Here is a 22210-nt window from a genome sequence, read left to right as displayed (position 1 = left end):
GTTTTGATTAATATGTTTTGTTGTTTTACATCACATCCTGAAAAAGGAAACGTGCAACAAGTTATTAATTATTGCTTTGTAAAACAAATTACACTTCTTAAAATGACGAATAAAAATAAAATTTTAACAAATAATCAATCTTATACTATTACGATCGAAGGGTCCTTAGGTTTATTAGCTTATGGAGATATTGGTTTAAGAGCTTGGCGAGAAGTGAAGAACAACAATAATATCAATAAGATCGATAATCATGTCAAATAAAAAAAACAAAACACTGTTAATTGGTTGGGATGCAGCTGATTGGGAAATTATTTGGCCTTTGATTTCAAAAGGTGAAATGCCAGCATTAAAAAAATTGATAAGTAGAGGTGTGTATGGAAATATGAGCACCATGAACCCTCCATATTCGCCAATGTTATGGTCATCAGTCGCTACCGGAAAAACACCAGACAAACATGGTGTTTTAGGTTTTATAGAGCTCATGCCAGATATGAAAGGTGTTCGACCTGTAACTGCCAATTCAAGAAAGGTGAAAGCAATTTGGAATATTCTTCACAACCAAGGTTTTAAAAGCAACTTGATTGGTTGGTGGCCAAGCTTTCCGGCCGAACCAATAAACGGTGTAGTGGTTACAGATAAGTTTCAAAAAGTGAAAGCAGATCCTGATAAAAAAAACCCAATGTTAAAAGGGACAATACATCCAGAGTCATTAACACAAGAGCTTGAGGACTTGAGAATGTTTCCCTACGAGATTACTAAAGCTCATATTTTGCCCTGTATTCCTAAAGCAGCAGAGATTGATCAGGAAAATGATAAAGGGCTTCGTACTTTTGCTAGAATTTTAGCAGAGAATACTTCTGTTCATGCTGCGGCTACAAATTTGATTCGAACTACCAAATGGGATTTTACAGCAGTGTATTATGATCTCATTGATCATTTTTGCCATGCCTTCATGAAGTTTCATCCACCAAAACTTAATGCAGTGCCGCAACATTTGTTTGAGATTTATAATCAAGCTGTAGTGAGCGCTTACAAGATACAAGATATGATGTTGGAACGCACCATGAGTTTGATTGATGATGATACAACAGTAATTGTGATGTCTGACCATGGATACGAATCGGGATATAAGCGCATTTTAAAAATGCCTAAATATCCAGCTGCTCCTGCTCTAGAACATCGCCAATTTGGAATCTTCGTAGCTGCTGGGCCAAATATTAAACAAAACGAAAAAGTGTTTGGGCTTAGCTTAATAGATGTGGCACCAACCTTACTTCATATGTTTGACTTGCCAATTGGTAAGGACATGGATGGAAAAGTAGCATTAGATATATTTAAAGAGCCAACTAAACCTAAATACATTGATAGTTGGGAAACTTTAGAAGGCGATTTTGGACAACATAAAGAGGTCGTTGAAACAGATCAATTGAACGAACAAGAAGCTTTGCAACAATTGATTGATCTAGGATATATTGATAAGCCTGATGAGGATATAGGAATCGCAATTTTAAAGACCAAATGTGACTTAAAACATAATTTAGGTCGCGTATATCTAGGGAAAAAAGATTTTGAAAAAGCGAAGAAAATCCTTCTTGAACTCATAAATGATACTTATCCAAAATACCAAAAAAGTGATTTTGAAGGTGAGAAAAAAGAAGAATTAGAGAAGCAAGGCTATAAAGAGGGAGATTCGGTTGTTGATATCATTCCATACTATATGGATTTATTGTCAATAAGTATTGCGCAAAACGAAATAGAAAATGCCGAACATTATTTAAGTCAACTACGAAGATTAGATAAACGATTTGATATCAATACCTATTTTTCTGAAGCAAAAATTTTGGTCGCTAAAGGAAAAATCCATCAGGCACTTAAAGTATTACAAGCAGCTAAAAACAATAAACCTAATGCAGAAGTGTGGTATCAAATAGGAAAAATTCATATGCAATTATTCCAATTTGAAAAGGCTAAAGAAGCTTTTGAAAATGCCCTCAATTTTGAAGTTGATAGAGCTAAATTTCATCAGGCATTGGCTGCTACTCTTATACATTTAAAAGATTATGAAAATGCTGCAGAACATGCTTTAATATCTATTGAGCTGGTTAAGTATTATCCCGAAGCACATTACACTTTAGGTGAAGCTTTAGAAAAATTAGGCGATTTAGAAAATGCTAAAATTGCTTATGAAACAGCTAATAGTTTAAAGCCGGTTAAACATGTGAAAGCAGAAAAAGCAATTGAAAATATTGATGATAAACTGGTTAATAAAACCAATTTAAAAGATAAAGCAGTTTATAAATATCGAAAGGATCAAATAGTTATCGTTTCAGGATTACCAAGATCTGGTACATCTGTAATGATGCAAATGCTAAATAAAGGAGGTGTTGAGGTGTTAACTGATGCCAATCGAAAAGCAGATGCATCAAATCCAAAAGGATATTTTGAGTACGATCCTGTGATGTCTATACATAAGGATAACAAATGGCTAGATTTAGCACAAAACAAATCAGTTAAAGTCGTTGCACCTTTACTAAAATTTTTAGACCCTAAGTACCGCTATAAAGTGATTTTTATGAGTAGAGATTTAAACGAAATCGTAAAGTCGCAACAAAAAATGATAGGTAAAGATCCAGAAACACTACCAACAAGGCTTTTTGAAACCTATAAAAAACACCTCCATCAGGTTGATGTTTGGAAAGATAAGGAACCAAGTGTAGAACTTATTTATGTTGATTATAAAGATGTGATTAATGATTCTAAAACTGTAGTTGATAAAGTAACTTCATTTGTTGGTGTTGATATGAATAAAGATGAGATGTTAAAATGTGTAGATAAATCATTATATAGAAATAAATTGTAGCTATCATACAAATCCAATAGCTTATTTTTGCAAAGAATTAAACGCTCAATTTGAAAATTACCGAACAAATAAAACAACCTATTGCCTACGAGATGGAACTCTTCGAACAGAAGTTTCTCCTCTCTATGTCTAGTAAAGTTGCATTATTAAACCGTATTACACATTATATTGTTAACCGAAAGGGTAAGCAAATGCGACCAATGTTTGTGTTTCTTGTTGCTAAAATGGTAGATAATGGTCAGGTTAGTGAACGTACTTATAGAGGAGCATCGGTTATTGAGTTGATACATACAGCAACCTTAGTACATGATGATGTAGTTGATGATAGTAATCGTCGTAGAGGGTTTTTCTCTGTTAATGCCCTTTGGAAAAATAAAATAGCAGTCCTCATTGGTGATTTTTTATTATCTAAAGGTTTGTTACTATCTATAGATAATAATGATTTTGATTTATTAAAAATTATCTCTGTAGCGGTTCGAGAAATGAGCGAAGGAGAATTACTGCAAATTGAAAAAGCAAGACAACTAGATATTACAGAAGACGTTTATTACGAAATCATAAGACAAAAAACAGCAACACTCATTGCGGCATGTTGTAGCTTAGGAGCTGCTTCGGTAAAACCAAATTCTGATGACGTAGAATCCATGCGTAAATTTGGAGAACTTATTGGTATGGCTTTTCAAATAAAAGATGATTTATTTGATTATGGAGATGAGGCTATCGGTAAACCTACAGGTATTGATATTAAAGAACAAAAAATGACCTTGCCATTAATTCATGTGCTTAATAACTGCTCAAAAAAAGAAAAGTCATGGCTCATTAATTCCATTAAAAATCATAATAAAGATAAAAAGCGAGTTAAAGAAGTTATTGCTTTTGTTAAAGATCATAACGGACTCGATTATGCGATCTCTAAAATGAAAGCATTTCAAGCAGAGGCATTGCAAATTTTAAACACGTATCCAGATTCTCAATACAAAACCGCATTGGAATTAATGGTAAATTACGTGATTGACAGAAAAAAATAAATTATACACGTCTTATTTTCAATGGGTTGTAAATTCATTTAAACTTCAGGCAACCATTTGTGTAACTATTGCGTCTTTATAAATAGAAGACCAAACTAAAGTTATTTTGAAAGTAATTCAATTACATCATAAAAATAATACGACGCTCATTAAACGAGCAGCAAAAGGTAAGCGTGATGCGCAACATACATTGTATGAAGTTCATGCGCCAAAAATGCTTAGTGTTTGTCGCTATTATATAAAAGACATGCAAAACGCAGAGTCTGTGATGTTAAAAGGTTTTTTTAAAGCGTTTACCAACCTTAAAAGTTTTAAAAACAATGGTAGTTTTGAAGGTTGGTTGAGACGTATCATGGTGAGAGAATCTATTTCTTTTTTAAGACAAGAAAAGCATGTAGAATTTTCGGTTGAAGATGAAATCATTCATCAAGTGCATTATAATAATGTCGATTCACAAATTGAGGTGGCTCAAATTCAACACATCATTGATAAACTTCCAGAAGGATATAAAATGGTATTTGTTATGTATGCAATTGAAGGCTACAAACATCAAGAAATTGCAGAGATATTGAATATTTCTTTAGGGACTTCAAAATCACAATTATTTAAAGCACGACAAATGCTTCAGAAAAAAATTAAGGACATAAATACAACAAGTTATGGCACCAATTAAGTTTGAAGAAAATATAAAAGAAAAGTTAGAGAAAAGAACCATACAACCATCAATTGATGCATGGGATACATTGTCGGCAGATCTTAATACTCACAACAAAAGAAATAAAAAAAGCCTCATATTTTATATAGGTATAGCTGCAAGTGTTATAGGTGTTTTGTTTGTGACGTCTGTACTATTTAATGCTTCGGAAAATCAACTTGGAGAACCAACTATAGTCGAAACAAATACCAAAGAGATTCAAAATAATGTAGCGTTAGAAGCTACTCAAAATTCAACAGTTGAAAAGGAAGTGGTCGCTAATATTTCCGAAGAGAAAAACACTCAAGAAAACAATAAAAAAGACATTAAATCATCAATCAAAAACGAACCTAAGTTAGCAACGGCTTCTAAGCAATCAATTCATAAAAAAGTCAAGCATAACAACCAACCACTAATTGAAGAGCCGCTTACTATTGTTAAGGATACTAAACATGCTGTTGCTGCTTTAAATTCGGTTAACACTCAAAAAGAGAAATCATCTGCCAGTGCATTAACTTTTGAAGAAGTAAAGGTAGACGAGGTAATCAACCAAATTAAAACGTTAGAACTTAAAAATGGAACAGTTACAGATGCCGAAATTGAAAACCTATTAAAACAGGCAGAACGAGATATTTTAAGAGACCGAATATACAATGAAACCACAAGAACGGTAGATGCAGATGCATTACTTCAAGACGTTGAAGATGACCTGGAACAATCGTTTAGAACCCGAGTATTTGAAGGCTTAAAATCAGGTTTTGAATCAGTCAAAACTGCAGTGGCTGAGCGCAATAATTAAATAATCATCAATTTAAAACAAACATTATGAACACTATCACAAAAACAGTAGTGCTGCTACTCCTATGCTTAATTGTTAACAAAGTAAACGCACAAGAAACACAACAAGACTCAACAAAAGTAGGCATTGATTACAAGGAAAACGGCTTGCAAATAGATCGGCTTATTGAGCTTAAAAAAACCATAGAAACCGAAGAGCGCGAGTTCTTAAAAAAAGAAGTTGAAAATATAAATAAAAGACAAGAATCTGGAGAAATCACCGAAGCCGAAGCTCAAAAACTAAAAAAAGAAGCTGCAAAAAAACGTGCTTTGAACATTGAAAACCGCCTGGCCATTGTAGATAATAAAATTGAATTACTAGAGCGTAATGATTATGGCTATAACGATGGCACAGAAACTGCGACTTTTAATCTTAATTTCTCTGGACTTAAAATAACCTCAGGAAATAGACCTGTAGTGTATGACAAACGCACAACGAGCGACCTCGTTTTTGCAGCAGGTTTTAATAATGCTATAGGTGAAGGTCAAGATATTGGAGACGAGTATTCTTTTGCAGGATCTGGATTTGTTGAGCTAGGTATTGCCTGGAAAACAAGGTTGTTTAAAGAGTCTAATGCAGTACGATTAAAGTATGGATTATCTTTTCAATGGAATAAATTAACTCCAAAAAATGACCGTTATTTTGTTCAAGACGGAAATGTAACCACTTTAGAGTCGTTTCCAAGTGATTTAAAAGAGTCTGAATTTAGAATTACAAATCTCGTGTTTCCGTTACATTTTGAATTTGGACCTTCAAAAAAAGTAGAACGTAAAAACTATTTTAGATATAGCACAGAAAATCATTTTAAAGTTGGTATTGGTGGCTTTGCAGGTTTTAATATTGGTACACAACAAAAATTAAGATATGAGGAAAATGGAGATCGTGTAAAACAAAAAATTAGACGTAATTATAATGCGTCACCATTTGTATATGGTGTGAGTGCTTATGTAGGTTATGGAGGGTTAGGTGTTTATGCAAAATATGACTTAAGCCCAATGTTTGAAGACCAAACATTTGATCAACATAACTTATCAATCGGATTGCGATTTGATTTAGATTAGTCGAGTTAATTAACCAATAAAAAGCTTCATTTACTTAAGTAATGAAGCTTTTTTTTTACTTTTACATTTCGTTCCCACGTAAGTGCGAATCGCATCAAATGAATGTTAAATCTTAAATAGATTCCTGCTTTCGTAGGAAATGTTATGATATCAAAATCCTCCATTGAACAAGTATTTGAAACCGCTCGCGTAGAGGAGGTAATTGGCGACTTTGTACAATTAAAAAAATCGGGAAGTAACTTTAAAGGATTAAGTCCGTTTAGTGATGAACGCTCACCAAGTTTTATGGTGTCACCTGTTAAGCAAATTTGGAAAGATTTTTCTAGCGGAAAAGGTGGTAATGCTGTCACTTTTTTAATGGAGCACGAACATTTTACGTATCCCGAAGCCATTAAATATCTTGCCAAGAAGTATAATATTGAAATAGAAGAAACAGAGCAAACAGATGAGCAAAAGCAAAATGCTAATGAGCGTGAAAGCCTATATTTGGTTAATGAGTTTGCAAAAGATTACTTTGAACGTATTATGTTTAAAACCGATCAAGGTCAGGCCATTGGCTTAAGCTATTTTAAAGAACGTGGTTTTACAAACGAAACTATTAAACAATTTAATTTAGGGTATTCACTAGATGAATGGCAAGGATTTACAGATGAGGCTATAAAGCAAGGTTATAAACTTGAGTTTCTAAACAAAACAGGTTTAACCATTGTGAAGCCAGACAAAAAGTTTGATCGCTTTAAAGGTCGTGTCATGTTTCCTATTCATAGCATGAGCGGACGTATTTTAGGATTTGGAGGTCGAATTTTAAAAATAGATAAAAAAGCAGCCAAATACATGAACTCGCCAGAGAGTGAAGTGTATCATAAAAGTAAAATTCTCTACGGAATTTTTCATGCAAAGCAATCTATAGCTAAAGAAGATAATTGTTATCTGGTTGAAGGGTATACAGATGTCATACAATTTCATCAAACCGGAATTAAAAACACAGTGGCATCATCTGGTACAGCATTAACACCAGAGCAAATTCGACTTATTAATCGTTTAACAAATAATATTACGGTACTTTTTGATGGTGATGCGGCAGGAATTAGAGCGTCTATACGTGGTATAGATTTAATTCTTGAGCAAGGTATGAATGTAAAAGTTTGTAGCTTTCCAGAAGGTGAAGATCCAGATAGTTTTGCCAAACAAAATACACTCGAAGAGTTAACAGACTATCTCAATGAGAATTCTAAAGATTTTATTCAATTTAAAGCGTCCTTATTAGTAAAAGAAGCTGACAATGATCCTATAAAAAAAGCAGAAACCATACGAGAAATTGTAAATAGTATCTCTAAAATTCCTGATCAAATTAAAAAGGAAATTTATATTCAAGAATGTTCTCGTATTATGGATATTAGTGAAGATGTTTTATTTACAACACTAGCTCAAATTAATAAAAAAGGTGTTCAAGAGGCTAATAAAAACTATAAGAATGAGCAAAAACAAAACGCTTTTCAGGTAGTAAAGGCTGAGCCTAAGGCAAAAAAAATTGATCTACAATATGAATTAGAACGTAAAATCATTGAAATTTTGTTGCTCTACGGAACAGAAATTGAGGACTTTGAAGATTTGGTTTTAAAAGAATCTGATGATGGTGAACTACAATTAGAACCTGTAATTCATAATGCTAAAGTATTTGAAAAAATATATTTGGATTTGCAAGAAGATGAGATGCAATTTACAAACCCTAACTTTAAGACTTTGTACTATTCTATAATAGATACATTGCATCAAGAACCAGAATTCTCTACACGAAATTTTGTTAATAGGTTAGATCAAGACTTGGCTAGTGATGTCACAACAATACTCATGAATGATGAACGTTACTCGTTGCATGATTGGGAGCGTAATAATATTATTCCGAAGGAAAAACAACATTCTATTGGGCAGTTGGTAACACAAACCATCTTAACGTTACGATGTTATTTAATAGATAAAAAAGTGTCAGAATATCAAAATGATACTTTGCGAGAAGATGCAAATGCTAGAAGTATTCTAGAAGATGTAAAAGATTATTTAGGTCTAAAAATGTTACTTTCTAGAAAGCTAGGTAAGGTAGTTGGCGGTAAAATTTAAGTTAAATCCATATGCTTACCTTGGTTTACTAAATCGATAAGGTTAGTTACATTTAATTTTTTGAAAAGCCGCGCTTTATAAGTGCTTACTGTTTTTTCATTAATGTTAAGTTCTTGAGCTATTTCTTTATTTTTTTTACCAGAAGATAATAATTTTAATACTTCAACTTCACGAGTTGACAATCGCTTATAAATTCTACTTTTAGATTGTTTAGTGTCATTATATTTTAAATGCTTAGACATCTTTTCGCTCAAATAAATGTCACCTTTGTGAGCCGTATTAATGGCTAACGTAATAACATCTGTCGATTCAAATTTAGAGACATAACCAGAAGCTCCTGCCTTTATCGAACTTATAGCATATATTTCTTCAGGATGATAGCTAAACATAATGATATTAATATTATTATGTTCTTTTTTTATAGCTCTTAGAGCGGTAATTCCATTAAGTTCAGGAAGTTCAATCTCAGAAACAATAACATCAACATCATTATTTCGTACAAATTCAAAAATCTCAACACCACTGCCCACGGTTCCAATTACATGAATATCTCCATGGTTTTTGAACAATAATTCAAAGCCAGTAGTTACGATAGGATGGTTGTCAACAACTAATACCTTAATCATAATACATATTTAATTGGTTTAATTAGTATAGAGCACCAAAACTTATAACAAATAAATTTAGGAGTGTGGAGATTTGCTTAACAAAGCTACGAAAAATTTCAATATACCTATGTGATTTAATGAAATTATCAGTGATTATTTTAAATTTTTAGGGATTTCGCAAATTGGTATTGGTATCATTTTGTGCGTGTTAGAGCGATTGTATCTCATAAATATTTGAAAAGCCTCCTTTTCACGACCCTCAAAATCGTTAACCGTTTTTCCTGCGTCTTTCATGCGCATTGCCCACTCTAATTCTGGATATGTGGCGCCAATTTGATCTTCATCACTTCGAGCATCTCCAAATAATCCATCACTTGGTGCAGCGTTCATAATTGATTCAGGTACATTTAAAAAGTTTCCTATATCATATACTTCAGATTTCATTAAATCCGCAATCGGACTTAAATCAACTCCTCCATCGCCATATTTAGTGTAAAAACCTACACCAAAATCCTCAACCTTATTTCCTGTGCCTGCAACTAAAAGTCCGAGAAGTCCGGCATGATAATACAAAGTCGTCATTCTAAGTCGCGCTCGAGTATTAGCCAGTGCCATATCTACAGTGGTTTGTTTACCATCTAAAGGTACTTCGGTTTTAAATTCTTCAAAAACTGGCGTTAAATCAATTCTAGAGTCTTTAACATTAGAAAAACGTTCTTTAAGTTGTGCAATGTGTTCTTGAGCACGAGTAACATGGCTTTCCGCTTGGTGTATAGGCATTTCTATGCATAGCAGGTCTAATCCTGTTTTTGCACATAATGTTGAAGTCACAGCAGAGTCGATACCTCCAGAAATACCAATAACAAATCCATTTACACCTGCCTTTGTAGCATAATCTTTAAGCCAATTTACGATATGGTCAATAACTTTTTCCGTCTGCATTATGATGAGATTTTTTTAAACTGAATTCAGTTTTTATATTCAAGCGAAAATTAGGGCTTTTGAATTTAAATAAAAACTTTTTTAATACACAAAGTGTTGTTGTGTAGAGTTAACTGGTCAATTTAATGTTGAAATCAACTTTTTTTTAGCAATTTTAAAAATTTAAAAGAGTTCATTTAAAAGAATAGTACCTTTGTCAACCATTAATAAGATAAGTTCAAAAATCACGTTAGTAAAACACATTTGCTCTAGATATTGAAATTGTAAATACGTTTTAGTACGTTTTTGAAAGCCTAATACATGAAAAAAATACTATTATTAATTCTAATATTTATTGCTTTTTTTAGCTGTGATAATGAAGATGCTTTAGAAGAAGAAATTGCAAAAATTGACATAAATGTTACTGTAGAGCGTTTTGACCTGGCTTTCGCAGAAGCAAAACCATCAGATCTTGGGAACTTGAAAACAACTTTTCCTTTTTTCTTTTCTTCAAGAATTCCAGATTCCGTTTTTGTAGAGCAAATGAAAGATTCTTTTCAAATAGAACTTAATAATGCTACCAAAGCGAAGTTTGGTGATTTTAAAACAGAAACAAATGAAATCAAAAGCCTATTTCAGCATTTAAAATATTACGATAAAACATTCAAAACGCCACGTATTATTGTTTTTACAAATTATGTGCACTATAGAGAAAAATTGGTAGTAACAGATTCGATTGCGCTTTTGGCAGTAGATAATTATTTAGGTGAAAATCACAAGTTTTATGGTAGTTTCCCTAGATATATAGCTCAAAATCTCAAGCCCTCACAATTGGTTGTTGATCTTGCTAAAGAATATGCGCAAAAACAGATGTTTCAATCTCAAAAAAAGACGTTTTTAGATGAGATGATTTTCTTCGGAAAAGAGCTGTATTTTAAAGATAAAGTCATTCCGTTTAAAACAGATGCTGAAAAAATTGGCTATACACAACAGCAATTGGAGTTTGCTAATAATAACGAAGCCATGGTGTGGACTGAATTTGTAGAAAACGAAATGCTTTACAGTACTAATAGTTCTTTAGTATCACGATTTATTGCAGATGCACCTTTTTCTAAATTCCAATTAGAACTAGATAGTAAAACTCCAGGACGATTAGGACAATATATAGGTTGGCAAATTGTGAAAGCATACATGAGAAATAATGATGTAACGCTTCAAGAAATGCTACAAACCGAACCCATAGAAATTTTTAATAAATCAAATTATAAACCAGCTAAATAATGGCAAACCATACTTCAAAAATAGAGCTTAATGTAGAACTTGATGAAAACAAAGTTCCAGAAAAATTACATTGGACAGCAAAAGATGGCGGCATTTCAAACGAAGAAGCAAAAGCAATGATGCTAGCCGTTTGGGATGCAAAAGCAAAAGAAACACTTCGTATAGATTTGTGGACAAAAGATATGCCAGTTGACGAAATGAAACAGTTTTTTCATCAAACACTTGTTGAAATGAGCAATACCTTTCATAGAGCAACTCAAGATGAAAAGATGACAGCCACAATGAAAGATTTCTGTGATTACTTCGCCGAAAAATTAGAGCTTGAACAGAAATAGTGATTTAATGATTGGTTAATATTTAGGTAACCTATCTAGAAAATAATCCCTTTACATTTGTATTGCTGTCAATTCAATAGAAAACGTTAGTTAGGCTTCATATGTCGAAGAAAACTAATGTTTTTTTATGTTAAATAGTCACCAATACTATACGTTTGCACATAACTTTTTCGTTATTTTAGCCTATGAGAAAAATTCTTTTTGGTGTCATTGTTACATTAATTGTACTCTTTACTTTTAAATACTGTGAAGATATTAAAGAAGATAAAATTACGCTTCAAGAAAATACAGCACTCATACAAGAACAAATAAAAAATGTTGGTAAACTTGTTGTGACTGAAGGGCATTTTAGCGAAGTCTTCACTTATAAAAACTCAAAAGCTGTTTTTGGTAATTTAATAGATGCTAAAAAAAGAGCAATTGTTATTGTTAATGCAGATGTAACTATAGGTTACGATTTAAGCTTAATAGATTATGAGGTTGACGAACTCACCAAAACCTTACGCATTAAAAATATTCCTAAAGAAGAGATAAAAATTAATCCCGATTTTGAATATTATGACATACAAGCCGATTTTTTAAATCAGTTTGAAGCCAAAGATTATAATGAAATAAAAAAAACGGTGAATAAGTCACTAATGAAAAAAATTGAAGTATCAGATTTAAAATCTAATGCGCAAAATAGACTTATAAGCGAGCTGGCTAAGTTGTTTATACTTACCAATACAATGGGTTGGACGCTAGAATATAATGAAAACCGTATAGAGTCACCCGAAGCCTTTCAAGATATGAAGTTATAGTTGCTTCTTTAAATTTACCCATCCACCACCATTTGTAGCTTCAATATTATTTAAGTTCAAAAACTTTGCAGCCTTAGCAGACCTAACACCACTAGCGCAACATGCAATTACAGGTTTATTAAGGCTTTTAATTTCATCAACACGATTAATTAAATCATCAATTGGAATGTGAATTGCATTTTCTATATGTCCTGAATCCCACTCTCGTTGTGACCTCACATCTAAAATTACTGCACCATTATTTAAATACGTTTCAACCTGGCGTTTTTTAGCGCCAAAAATAAAATCTAAAAATCCCATAATTTCTTTTTTCATTAAATTTACGAATAATAATAAAACTAGTCTACTTGAAACCAGAAACACGCAAAGAGGAAATCATTAGAGTCGCAGCAAAACTATTTAAAGAAAAAGGCTTTAGTGCGGTAACTATGCGAGATTTAGCCACAGCAATGGGAATAAAAGCAGCGAGTCTTTACAATCATATCAATTCTAAACAAGAAATCTTAAAAGAAATAATAATCTCTCTTGCCGAAGATTTTACAGAAAGTATCAAGATTATCTATAACTCTAAAAATAACAGCTTAGAAAAACTGAGTAATATTATTGAGCTTCATGTGAGCTTGACCACGAAAAACACCTACCACATGGCATCCTTAAATAATGATTGGATGCATTTAGAAGATCAATTAGAATACTATTTAAAATTACGAAAGGATTACGAGTCTTATTTTCTTAAAATTTTAAATGAAGGTATGGATGCTTCAGAAATTAAAAATGTAAATCCGCAAATTATAATGTTTACCATGCTTTCTACTTTACGTTCTCTATATCTTTGGATTCCTAAAAAAGAAGATTTAAATATTGATGAGCTAGCAAATAACCTGAGTGTAGTGCTTATACAAGGAATTAACAAATAGTTTTGAAATAATTTTGTAGCTTTGTAACACAAACTAACAAGTGTTAGTTTAAGGATTAAGAAATAATAATGGCGCAATTCTATAAACTAAAAATACAAGATATATATAAAGAAACCGACGATACTTCGCTGGTTTCTTTCGCAGTACCAAACGAGCTTAAACAAGAATTTAAATTCCGTCAAGGTCAGCATTTAACATTAAAGGCAGATATTAATGGCGAAGATGTTCGTCGTTCATATTCACTCTGTTCAGGCCCAAACGATAACAAATGGCAAGTAGCAGTAAAGCTAATTTCTGGAGGAAAATTTTCAACACACATCAACGAGAATTTAAAAGCCGGAGACGAGCTAGAAGTTATGGTGCCAAGTGGTACATTTGGTGTAGAAGTACAACCAGAAGCCTCAAAAAACTATCTGTTTTTTGCAGCAGGAAGTGGTATTACGCCAGTGCTTTCCATGTTAAAAGCACATTTATCGGCAGAGCCAAACGCAACATGTAAATTGTTTTACGTTAATAAAACAGCAAAATCAATTATCTTTAAAGAAGCGTTAGAGCAATTGCGAAACAAATACTTTGGCAGACTAGAAATCTATTATTTCTTAACCAAAGAACGTCGTGATATTGAATTGTTTAATGGACGTTTCGACGATGAGAAAATGCAAGTCTTAACCAAGACTTTTATCGATATTCCAGATACTAGCGAAGTTTTCCTTTGCGGACCAGAAAAAATGGTACACTACGTAAGCGACTATTTAATAAACGCAGGTTTACCTAAAGAACTTGTGCATTTCGAGCTATTCGTAACAGGATTGTCAGACGAAGATATTAAAAGAGCCGAGCGTCTAGCACAACAAAACGTAGAAGGAACAGAAGTAACCATAGTCGATGGCGGAAAAGAATTTGCTTTCACCATGACTAAAGAGTACGATAATATTCTCGATGCAGCCTTAGGCGCAGGAGCAGATTTGCCATTCGCCTGTAAAGGTGGCGTTTGCAGCACTTGCAAATGCGAAGTCATAGAAGGAAGCGTAGAAATGAAAATAAATTACGCGCTAGACGATAAAGAAGTCGCGCAAAACCTGGTGCTAAGCTGTCAAGCAGTACCAACAACAGATAAAGTAATCGTCGATTTCGACGTGTAAAATTCCTGCGAAGGCAGGAATCTTAAATAAAAAATGTCATTCAGAGCAATAGCGAAGAATCTCATTAAATAATAATTTTAGCGTTACCCAAAAGGGTCAGGCTTTCCACTATATCTTTTTTGAGAAAAACAAAAAAGGATGTCGTTGCAATCCTTAACGCGCCAACAGCAAAAGGCCAACAGCCAACAGCTAATAAAAAAGAAGTTCAACAAGCTAAAAGCCAAAAGCTAGTAGTTAAAAGCTTAAGATTATGAGTGAAGAACAAATAAAAAACCTAGAAGAACAATTCGAAGCACGTATCGCAAGAGACGAGAAAATCGAACCTAAAGATTGGATGCCAGAAAAATACCGTAAAACGCATATTAGGCAAATGTCGCAACACGCACATTCCGAAATTGTAGGTATGCTTCCAGAAGGAAACTGGATTACTCGTGCACCATCCTTACGTCGTAAAGTGGCATTGTTAGCAAAAGTACAAGACGAAGCAGGTCATGGTTTATATCTATACTCAGCAACCGAAACTTTAGGAATTTCTAGAGAAGAAATGTATGAGCAATTACATACAGGCAAAGCAAAATATTCTTCTATTTTTAACTATCCAACAATCACATGGGCAGATATGGGAGCCATAGGTTGGTTAGTTGATGGCGCAGCAATAATTAATCAAGTGCCATTATGTAACACCTCTTATGGACCATATGCGAGAGCAATGATTCGTGTATGTAAAGAAGAAAGTTTCCACCAACGTCAAGGTTATGAAATCATGATAAAGTTGGCAAATGGTACACCAGAACAAAAGGAAATGGCGCAAGATGCTTTAAACCGTTGGTGGTGGCCAAGTTTAATGATGTTAGGTCCAACAGATGCAGAGTCAATTCATACAGAACAATCTATGAAATGGAAACTAAAACGTAAGTCTAACGACGATTTACGTCAGCAGTTTATAGACCAAACCGTTCCACAAGCAGAATTAATTGGTTTAACCATTCCAGATCCAGATTTAAAATGGAATGAAGAACGCGGAAGTTATGACTTTGGCGAAATCAATTGGGACGAATTCTGGCAAGTGGTCAAAGGTCACGGACCAATGAATAAAGAACGAATGAAAGCAAGAGTAAATGCTTGGGATAATGGAGAATGGGTTCGTGATGCAGCAATGGCACATGCCAAGAAGAAACAAGAAAGAAAAGAGAAACAAGCAGTATAAAAACTTGAAATTGAATTTGAAAATGAAATCGAAGAGCTTTCAATTTCAGATGTAATTTCAAAATATAAAATAGTAATAAAATTTGATGCTGGACTTTCAACTTCAACTTCAAATTCAACTTCAAATTCATTTCAAATGAGTAAAAATTGGCCCTTATGGGAAGTCTTCGTAAGAAGTAAAAACGGATTAGAACATAGGCACTGCGGAAGTTTACACGCAGCAGACGAAGATATGGCTTTAGAAAATGCACGCGATGTCTACACAAGACGAAGCGAAGGCGTTAGTATTTGGGTTGTAGAATCTAAAAATATCACAGCATCCAATCCAGAAAATAATGGCGAAATGTTTGAGCCAGCTCACGATAAAGTATATCGTCATCCAACATTTTACGATTTACCAGACGAAGTGAAGCACATGTAACGTCGAACTTGAAGTCGAATTTGAATTTGAAAAAGAAGAATGAAAGAAAATAAATTTGATTTAACAGAGCGACTAGAAGATTTTGCAGCAGCAATTATTATTTTGTACGATAAAAAACCATTGTCTTATGCTGGAGATTATTTAGCAAAACAACTTATTCGTTCCTCCTGTTCTTCCGCTTTAAATTACGGAGAAGCTTTAGTAGCAGGAACAAGTAAGGATAAAATAAATAAACTAAGAATTTCTTTAAAAGAATTGAGAGAGAGTCAAAGAAACTTGAATATTCAATCTAAGGCTCAATTGTTTTCAGAAGAAAGTCTTTCAAATTTAAAAGACGAAAATGACCAATTAATAAGAATCATGGTCACAAGAATAAAAAACATTAATTAGATTTTTTTGATTTCGAGTGCGTTTTCAACTTCGACTTCAATTTCAAGTTCAATTTAATATGAAACAAAACTTATACAAATACATCCTAGGCATCGCAGACAACAGTCTAATCCTTGGTCAAAGACTAGGAGAGCTTACAGGTCATGGACCAAGCTTAGAAACAGATATTGCTTGTACTAATATTTCTCTAGACTTTTTTGGTCAAGTACGAAGCTATTACCAATATGCAGCAAAAATTGCTGGAGATAAGAGAACGGAAGATGATATTGCAATGCTTCGCAAAGAAAGAGAATATGTAAACGTATTATTGGTAGAACAACCCAATACCAATTTTGCATATACTATAGCGCGTCAGTTTTTATTTGATGTGTATCATTTTCTGTTTTTAACGGAATTAGAAAAAAGTAAGGATTTAACGCTTTCAGCAATTGCAACAAAATCGCTCAAAGAAGTAAGTTATCATCAACGTTTTTCTACCGATTGGTTAAAGCGTTTAGGAGATGGAACAGCAGAAAGTAAAGAAAAAATGCAGGAAGCAATAGATGGTTTATGGACGTATACCGACGAGCTTTTTCATCAAACCGAAGCAGATAAAGCTATGGTTTTAGAAGGTATTGGAGTAGATGTAACAAAACTAAAAGAGGCATATTACAAAAAAGTAGATGAAGTTTTAAGCGAAGCAACCTTAGAAACACCAGAATCAAAATGGTTTCAAAAAGGAGGAAAACAAGGTATTCATACAGAGCATTTAGGATACTTATTAAGTGATTTACAATACATGCAACGTACCTATCCAAATATGGAATGGTAGAAAATAAAAGAAAATGAAATAGAACTTGAATTTGAATTTGAAAGAGGAACACTTCAAATTCAGTTTCAGTTTCAACTTCAAAAAATGACAACAACAGAGCAAAACATAGAATCAATATTAATTCCAATCTTAGAAAAGGTTTCAGATCCCGAAATCCCAGTATTATCAATAATGGATATGGGAGTTGTGCGTTCTGCTGTTATCGAAAATAACAGTGTCAAAGTTCAAATTACACCAACCTATAGTGGTTGTCCAGCAATGGATGTGATTGGTGACGATATAAAAGCTGCTTTAAAAATAGCAGGATATGATTCTGAAATCGAACTGATTTTAGCACCAGCTTGGACAACCGATTGGATTACACCAAGAGGACGAAAAGCATTAGAAGATTATGGTATAGCAGCACCTTTAACCGCAGAAGCAGATAAAGACGTGCTATTAAACGGAAAACGATTAGTAAAATGTACTAATTGTGGTTCCACAAATACAAGATTAGTAAGTCAGTTTGGTTCTACAGCATGTAAAGCACAATTTCAGTGTGACGATTGCCAAGAACCATTTGATTATTTTAAATGTTTAAAGTAAAATAATTTGGGCGTTACCCAAGGGTCAGGCTTTCGGCAGTCGCTCTCTGCGAGGAGCTTCAACAAAGCCTCAATCCTTAACGCGAAAACAAATATTTAAATGCACAATTGTCTCTTTGATGGGACTTTAGGTGTGTTTTTAAAATGACACAAATATGAGTTCAATTCTATTAAAAATAGAAAATAAAATAGCGTACATCACGCTAAACAGACCAGAAGTATTCAATAGTTTCAATCGTGAAATGGCATTTTTGCTTCACGATACTCTAGATGCTTGTGAAACAAATGAAGAAGTGAGAGCAATCGTTCTTACAGGAAACGGAAAAGCATTTTGCGCTGGACAAGACTTAAAAGAAGTTACAGATCCAGACTTAAATCCTGGTTTTAAAAAAATATTAGAGGAACATTACAATCCAATAATTACAAGAATACGCGCTATAAAAAAACCAATTATTGCAGCTGTTAATGGTGTGGCAGCAGGAGCAGGAGCAAATATAGCCTTAGCTTGTGATATTGTTGTAGCACACGAAAAAGTAAGCTTTATACAAGCTTTTAGTTTAATAGGGTTAGTTCCCGATAGTGCAGGAACGTATTTCTTACCAAGATTAATCGGCTTCCAAAAAGCTTTAGCATTAGCTATGTTAGGAGATAAGATTGGAGCAGGCGACGCAGAAAAAATGGGAATGATTTATAAAATGATTCCACTAGAAAATTTTGAAGAAGACGTAAACAAGCTCGCTTTAAAATTAGCAAACATGCCAACGTTAGCACTCGGGAAAATTAAAGAAGCATTCAATGCGTCATTAACCAATACTTTAGAACAACAACTGGCTTTAGAGTCTAAATTACAGATAGAAGCAGCGAGTACAAACGATTATGCAGAAGGCGTTGCAGCATTTATTGAAAAAAGAAAACCAAATTTCAAAGGCAATTAAAATTGTCTTTGTCCCGAACTAGTTTCGGGATCTCATCAAAATAAGTAATCAGTTTTGTCATTCCGCACTTGATGCGGAATCCATAAAAAAAAATATATGAACATAGGAATTATAGGTTCAGGAACCATGGGAAGTGGTATTGCTCAAGTCGCAGCAACTTCTGGTTGCACAGTTAAATTATACGATACTAATCAAGCAGCTTTAGATAAAGCAAAAGCGAGTTTGGAGAAAATATTAAATCGTTTAATTGAAAAAGGAAGAATAGATACTGAAGAAAAAAATAGAATCCAAGGTAATATTCAATATGTAGATAGTTTAAGAGGTTTAGCAGATTCTAATCTAACTATCGAAGCCATTATCGAAAATTTAGAAATCAAACAAAAAGTGTTTTCAGAATTAGAAACTTATGTTGCAGACGATTGTATCATCGCATCAAACACATCAAGTTTATCGATTGCTTCCATTGCAGCGTCATTACAAAAACCAGAGCGATGTGTCGGAATTCATTTTTTCAATCCTGCGCCTTTAATGAAATTGGTGGAAGTTATTCCAGCCATTCAAACTTCAAAAAAAGTTCTTGAGAAATCAATACAAACAATTTCAGACTGGAAAAAAGTAGTAGCAGTTGCTAAAGACACACCAGGATTTATTGTAAACAGAGTCGCAAGACCTTTCTATGGCGAAGCATTAAGAATATATGAAGAAGGATTGGCAGATTTTGCAACCATAGATTACAGTTTAAAAAGTTTAGGTGGTTTCAGAATGGGACCATTTGAGTTGATGGATTTTATTGGTAACGATGTTAATTATACTGTAACAGAAACCGTATTTACTGCCTTTTATTTCGATCCAAGATATAAGCCAGCATTCACACAAAAACGCTTTGCTGAAGCAGGATATTTAGGACGTAAATCAGGAAAAGGTTATTACGATTATAATGAAAATGGAAAGCGTGTCATTCAGAGCGATAGCGAAGAATCTCATGATGCCAACGTGTCTCAATTAATTTTCAACAGAGTTTTAGTCATGCTAATAAACGAAGCAGCAGACGCACTATTTTTAAATATCGCATCCGCAGAAGACATCGATAATGCCATGACTAAAGGTGTCAATTACCCAAAAGGCTTATTAGCTTGGGCTAACGAAAAAGGTATCGATTGGTGTGTAACTAAGTTAGACGAATTATATAATGAATATCACGAAGATAGATACCGTTGCAGTCCGTTATTACGAAAACTAAACAGAGAAAATAAAATGTTTTTTAATTAAACTGTCATTCAGAGCGAAGCGAAGAATCTCTTGATGAGATTGCCACGTCCTTCGTCCTCGCAATGACAACTTAAAAATATGAAACCAGACCAAATCCCACATAAAATGCTATCCCAAGATGCGTACAGCACTTGGCTAGGAATAGAAATTCTAGAATGCGAAATAGGTCGCTGTAAAGTAGCAATGACCATTAGAAAAGAAATGCTAAACAGCATGAACAAAGCGCATGGTGGAATCAGTTATTCATTAGCAGATACAGCATTCGGATTTGCAGCAAACACACATGGTAAATATGCGGTTTCTATAGAAACAAGCATTAATCATATTGAAGCATTGGAAGAAGGCGATTATATTACAGCAGAATCTGTAATAGAAAACGTAAAAAATAAATTAGGCTTCAATATTATTGAAGTCAAAAGAAGAGAAGAATTAGTGGCGCTTTTTAAGGGCGTTGTATATAGAACTCAAAAAGAGTGGGAAGAATAAACTAATTATCCTGCAAGGTTTTAAAAACCTTGTAGGTTTAAAAAAGGTAAGTCCAACCTTTAAGTAACGTTAAATAAATAAAATATTAATTTGAAAAAGAAGTTTCAATTTTTGACTTCAATTTCAATTTCAATTTCAATTTTAAATATGGAAGCATACATAATAGACGGAATTAGAACACCAATAGGAAACTATAAAGGCACATTATCTGCTGTTCGTACAGATGATTTAGGAGCATTAGTAATCTCAGAAGTTGTAAAACGTAATCCAAACATCCCAAAAGAAGCATACGACGATGTTATTATGGGTTGCGCCAATCAAGCAGGAGAAGACAACCGTAATGTAGCGCGTATGTCTTCACTTTTAGCAGGATTACCATTTACAGTTCCTGGAGAAACAGTGAATAGATTGTGTAGTTCAGGATTATCAGCAATCATTCACGCAAATAGAGCTATAAAGGCAGGAGATGGAGATATTTTTATTTCTGGTGGAGTGGAGAACATGACGCGTGGACCATACGTTATGGCAAAACCATCAAGCGCTTTTGGAGGCGATTCTAAAATGTATGATTCTACTTTCGGATGGCGTTTTATTAATCCGAAAATGAAGGAAATGTATGGAACAGATGGCATGGGAATGACTGCTGAAAACCTAGTCGAAAAATATAATATCTCTCGCGAAGACCAAGATAAATTCGCACTTTGGAGTCAGCAAAAGGCAACCAAAGCACAAGAAAACGGACGACTAGCAAAAGAAATTGTAACAGTCGAAATTCCACAACGTAAAAAAGACCCTATCCAATTTTCAAAAGATGAGTTTATAAAACCAAGCTCATCCTTAGAAGTTTTAGGAAAACTAAGAGCAGCATTCAAAAAAGAAGGCGGAAGCGTAACCGCAGGAAATTCTTCTGGATTAAACGATGGAGCAGCAGCAACCATTATCGCATCCGAAGATGCAGTGAAAAAGTATAATTTAAAACCTATAGCAAGAATTGTGAGTTCTGCTGTGGTTGGTGTCGAGCCAAGAATTATGGGTATTGGTCCAGTGCAAGCCTCAAATAAAGCATTAGAAAAAGCTGGTCTAACCATGGACGATATCGATATCATCGAGCTTAACGAAGCCTTTGCCGCACAATCTTTGGCTTGCATTCGTGCTTGGGGATTGGCAGATAACGACCCAAGAATTAACCCAAACGGAGGCGCAATCGCTATTGGTCATCCACTTGGAGTTACTGGAGCCAGAGTTGCGTATTCGGCAGCTTTAGAATTACACGAACAAAATAAAAAATATGCATTGGTAACCATGTGTATTGGTGTTGGACAAGGCTACGCAGCGGTTATTGAACGTGTAGATATGTAAAATAATTTGGGCGTTACCACAAGGGTCGCGCTTTCACTACTCGCTCTTTTTTAGAAAAACAAAAAGGAGCTCAAACAAACCGTTCAATCGCTAACGCAGCAATCCGCTAAGATTAGTGATTAATTAAAGTTTTGTCATTCTTGCGT

At 33.8% G+C, this 22210-nt stretch carries 24 protein-coding genes; 21 read left to right on the top strand and 3 right to left on the bottom strand.

Annotated elements, in window-relative coordinates; translation table 11 throughout:
* Positions 1–12 precede the first annotated feature (12 nt).
* From TD29_RS13115 to dnaG, 7 genes are all read left to right on the top strand, one after another.
* Positions 13–261 (top strand): hypothetical protein, encoded by a 249-nt coding sequence (locus tag TD29_RS13115; protein ID WP_040281202.1) that lies wholly within the window; start codon positions 13–15, stop codon positions 259–261.
* A complete protein-coding gene (locus TD29_RS18015; RefSeq protein WP_052467114.1) occupies positions 251–2860 on the top strand; it encodes an alkaline phosphatase family protein in 2610 nt (869 codons plus the stop codon). The genes TD29_RS13115 and TD29_RS18015 overlap by 11 nt, the downstream gene beginning before the upstream one ends.
* 50 nt (positions 2861–2910) lie before the next feature.
* Positions 2911–3888, top strand: a complete 978-nt coding sequence (locus tag TD29_RS13105; protein WP_040281201.1) for a polyprenyl synthetase family protein — start codon at positions 2911–2913, stop codon at positions 3886–3888.
* A gap of 106 nt (positions 3889–3994) precedes the next feature.
* Entirely contained in the window at positions 3995–4561 is a 567-nt protein-coding gene (locus TD29_RS13100; RefSeq protein WP_040281200.1) for an RNA polymerase sigma factor, read from the top strand.
* A complete protein-coding gene (locus TD29_RS13095) occupies positions 4548–5381 on the top strand; it encodes a hypothetical protein (protein ID WP_040281199.1) in 834 nt (277 codons plus the stop codon). Before TD29_RS13100 ends, TD29_RS13095 begins: the two co-directional genes overlap by 14 nt.
* 26 nt (positions 5382–5407) lie before the next feature.
* Entirely contained in the window at positions 5408–6481 is a 1074-nt protein-coding gene (locus TD29_RS13090; RefSeq protein ID WP_040281198.1) for a hypothetical protein, read from the top strand.
* Positions 6482–6625: 144 nt separating this feature from the next.
* Positions 6626–8599: a DNA primase gene (gene dnaG, locus TD29_RS13085; RefSeq protein WP_040281197.1), complete on the top strand. Its 1974-nt coding sequence runs from the start codon at positions 6626–6628 to the stop codon at positions 8597–8599.
* Here dnaG and TD29_RS13080 read toward each other — a convergent pair.
* A complete protein-coding gene (locus TD29_RS13080) occupies positions 8596–9225 on the bottom strand; it encodes a response regulator (RefSeq protein WP_040281196.1) in 630 nt (209 codons plus the stop codon). The two genes, dnaG and TD29_RS13080, sit on opposite strands and share 4 nt — an antisense overlap.
* A gap of 135 nt (positions 9226–9360) precedes the next feature.
* A complete protein-coding gene (gene nadE / locus TD29_RS13075) occupies positions 9361–10149 on the bottom strand; it encodes an NAD(+) synthase (protein ID WP_040281195.1) in 789 nt (262 codons plus the stop codon).
* Positions 10150–10449: 300 nt separating this feature from the next.
* On the opposite strand from nadE, the gene gldB reads away from it, so the two are divergent.
* From gldB to TD29_RS13060, 3 genes are all read left to right on the top strand, one after another.
* The gene (gldB, locus tag TD29_RS13070) at positions 10450–11409 is read left to right on the top strand and encodes a gliding motility lipoprotein GldB (protein ID WP_040281194.1); all 960 of its coding nucleotides are present in this window, start codon (positions 10450–10452) and stop codon (positions 11407–11409) included.
* Positions 11409–11744, top strand: a complete 336-nt coding sequence (gldC, locus tag TD29_RS13065) for a gliding motility protein GldC (RefSeq protein ID WP_040281193.1) — start codon at positions 11409–11411, stop codon at positions 11742–11744. Before gldB ends, gldC begins: the two co-directional genes overlap by 1 nt.
* A 185-nt stretch (positions 11745–11929) precedes the next feature.
* Positions 11930–12544: a DUF4230 domain-containing protein gene (locus TD29_RS13060; protein ID WP_040281192.1), complete on the top strand. Its 615-nt coding sequence runs from the start codon at positions 11930–11932 to the stop codon at positions 12542–12544.
* Here TD29_RS13060 and TD29_RS13055 read toward each other — a convergent pair.
* Positions 12539–12859, bottom strand: coding sequence for a rhodanese-like domain-containing protein (locus TD29_RS13055; RefSeq protein WP_241485277.1), 321 nt, complete (start codon positions 12857–12859; stop codon positions 12539–12541). The two genes, TD29_RS13060 and TD29_RS13055, sit on opposite strands and share 6 nt — an antisense overlap.
* A gap of 32 nt (positions 12860–12891) precedes the next feature.
* Between TD29_RS13055 and TD29_RS13050 the strand changes: the two genes are divergently transcribed.
* From TD29_RS13050 to pcaF, 11 genes are all read left to right on the top strand, one after another.
* Complete coding sequence (locus tag TD29_RS13050) at positions 12892–13461, top strand: TetR/AcrR family transcriptional regulator (protein ID WP_040281191.1); 570 nt, start codon at positions 12892–12894, stop codon at positions 13459–13461.
* A 68-nt stretch (positions 13462–13529) separates the two neighbouring features.
* Positions 13530–14603 (top strand): 2Fe-2S iron-sulfur cluster-binding protein, encoded by a 1074-nt coding sequence (locus TD29_RS13045; protein ID WP_040281190.1) that lies wholly within the window; start codon positions 13530–13532, stop codon positions 14601–14603.
* Between the two features lie 250 nt (positions 14604–14853).
* A complete protein-coding gene (paaA, locus tag TD29_RS13040) occupies positions 14854–15810 on the top strand; it encodes a 1,2-phenylacetyl-CoA epoxidase subunit PaaA (RefSeq protein ID WP_040281189.1) in 957 nt (318 codons plus the stop codon).
* 135 nt (positions 15811–15945) lie between these two features.
* The gene (gene paaB / locus TD29_RS13035; protein WP_040281188.1) at positions 15946–16230 is read left to right on the top strand and encodes a 1,2-phenylacetyl-CoA epoxidase subunit PaaB; all 285 of its coding nucleotides are present in this window, start codon (positions 15946–15948) and stop codon (positions 16228–16230) included.
* Positions 16231–16269: 39 nt separating this feature from the next.
* Positions 16270–16620, top strand: a complete 351-nt coding sequence (locus TD29_RS13030) for a four helix bundle protein (protein WP_040281187.1) — start codon at positions 16270–16272, stop codon at positions 16618–16620.
* 58 nt (positions 16621–16678) lie between these two features.
* Positions 16679–17431, top strand: coding sequence for a 1,2-phenylacetyl-CoA epoxidase subunit PaaC (gene paaC / locus TD29_RS13025; RefSeq protein ID WP_040281186.1), 753 nt, complete (start codon positions 16679–16681; stop codon positions 17429–17431).
* Between the two features lie 84 nt (positions 17432–17515).
* Positions 17516–18016, top strand: coding sequence for a 1,2-phenylacetyl-CoA epoxidase subunit PaaD (gene paaD / locus TD29_RS13020; protein ID WP_040281185.1), 501 nt, complete (start codon positions 17516–17518; stop codon positions 18014–18016).
* Positions 18017–18170: 154 nt separating this feature from the next.
* The gene (locus TD29_RS13015) at positions 18171–18950 is read left to right on the top strand and encodes an enoyl-CoA hydratase-related protein (RefSeq protein WP_040281184.1); all 780 of its coding nucleotides are present in this window, start codon (positions 18171–18173) and stop codon (positions 18948–18950) included.
* Between the two features lie 96 nt (positions 18951–19046).
* The gene (locus tag TD29_RS13010; RefSeq protein ID WP_040281183.1) at positions 19047–20219 is read left to right on the top strand and encodes a 3-hydroxyacyl-CoA dehydrogenase NAD-binding domain-containing protein; all 1173 of its coding nucleotides are present in this window, start codon (positions 19047–19049) and stop codon (positions 20217–20219) included.
* 78 nt (positions 20220–20297) lie between these two features.
* The gene (locus TD29_RS13005; RefSeq protein WP_040281182.1) at positions 20298–20705 is read left to right on the top strand and encodes a PaaI family thioesterase; all 408 of its coding nucleotides are present in this window, start codon (positions 20298–20300) and stop codon (positions 20703–20705) included.
* 147 nt (positions 20706–20852) lie between these two features.
* A complete protein-coding gene (pcaF, locus tag TD29_RS13000; protein WP_040281181.1) occupies positions 20853–22064 on the top strand; it encodes a 3-oxoadipyl-CoA thiolase in 1212 nt (403 codons plus the stop codon).
* Positions 22065–22210 lie beyond the last annotated feature (146 nt).

It is taken from the genome of Psychroserpens damuponensis (assembly GCF_000826655.1).
Lineage (GTDB): Bacteria > Bacteroidota > Bacteroidia > Flavobacteriales > Flavobacteriaceae > Psychroserpens > Psychroserpens damuponensis.
Note: the sequence above shows the minus strand (reverse complement) of the source record. Positions and strands in the feature narration are given on the sequence as shown.

Coding starts and splice junctions, on each gene's coding strand:
- TD29_RS13115 (WP_040281202.1), top strand. CDS start 13: ATGTTTTGTTGTTTTACATCACATCCTGAAAAAGGAAACGTGCAACAA.
- TD29_RS18015 (WP_052467114.1), top strand. CDS start 251: ATGTCAAATAAAAAAAACAAAACACTGTTAATTGGTTGGGATGCAGCT.
- TD29_RS13095 (WP_040281199.1), top strand. CDS start 4,548: ATGGCACCAATTAAGTTTGAAGAAAATATAAAAGAAAAGTTAGAGAAA.
- TD29_RS13090 (WP_040281198.1), top strand. CDS start 5,408: ATGAACACTATCACAAAAACAGTAGTGCTGCTACTCCTATGCTTAATT.
- dnaG (WP_040281197.1), top strand. CDS start 6,626: ATGATATCAAAATCCTCCATTGAACAAGTATTTGAAACCGCTCGCGTA.
- TD29_RS13080 (WP_040281196.1), bottom strand. CDS start 9,225: ATGATTAAGGTATTAGTTGTTGACAACCATCCTATCGTAACTACTGGC.
- nadE (WP_040281195.1), bottom strand. CDS start 10,149: ATGCAGACGGAAAAAGTTATTGACCATATCGTAAATTGGCTTAAAGAT.
- gldB (WP_040281194.1), top strand. CDS start 10,450: ATGAAAAAAATACTATTATTAATTCTAATATTTATTGCTTTTTTTAGC.
- gldC (WP_040281193.1), top strand. CDS start 11,409: ATGGCAAACCATACTTCAAAAATAGAGCTTAATGTAGAACTTGATGAA.
- TD29_RS13060 (WP_040281192.1), top strand. CDS start 11,930: ATGAGAAAAATTCTTTTTGGTGTCATTGTTACATTAATTGTACTCTTT.
- TD29_RS13055 (WP_241485277.1), bottom strand. CDS start 12,859: ATGAAAAAAGAAATTATGGGATTTTTAGATTTTATTTTTGGCGCTAAA.
- TD29_RS13045 (WP_040281190.1), top strand. CDS start 13,530: ATGGCGCAATTCTATAAACTAAAAATACAAGATATATATAAAGAAACC.
- paaA (WP_040281189.1), top strand. CDS start 14,854: ATGAGTGAAGAACAAATAAAAAACCTAGAAGAACAATTCGAAGCACGT.
- paaB (WP_040281188.1), top strand. CDS start 15,946: ATGAGTAAAAATTGGCCCTTATGGGAAGTCTTCGTAAGAAGTAAAAAC.
- TD29_RS13030 (WP_040281187.1), top strand. CDS start 16,270: ATGAAAGAAAATAAATTTGATTTAACAGAGCGACTAGAAGATTTTGCA.
- paaC (WP_040281186.1), top strand. CDS start 16,679: ATGAAACAAAACTTATACAAATACATCCTAGGCATCGCAGACAACAGT.
- paaD (WP_040281185.1), top strand. CDS start 17,516: ATGACAACAACAGAGCAAAACATAGAATCAATATTAATTCCAATCTTA.
- TD29_RS13015 (WP_040281184.1), top strand. CDS start 18,171: ATGAGTTCAATTCTATTAAAAATAGAAAATAAAATAGCGTACATCACG.
- TD29_RS13010 (WP_040281183.1), top strand. CDS start 19,047: ATGAACATAGGAATTATAGGTTCAGGAACCATGGGAAGTGGTATTGCT.
- TD29_RS13005 (WP_040281182.1), top strand. CDS start 20,298: ATGAAACCAGACCAAATCCCACATAAAATGCTATCCCAAGATGCGTAC.
- pcaF (WP_040281181.1), top strand. CDS start 20,853: ATGGAAGCATACATAATAGACGGAATTAGAACACCAATAGGAAACTAT.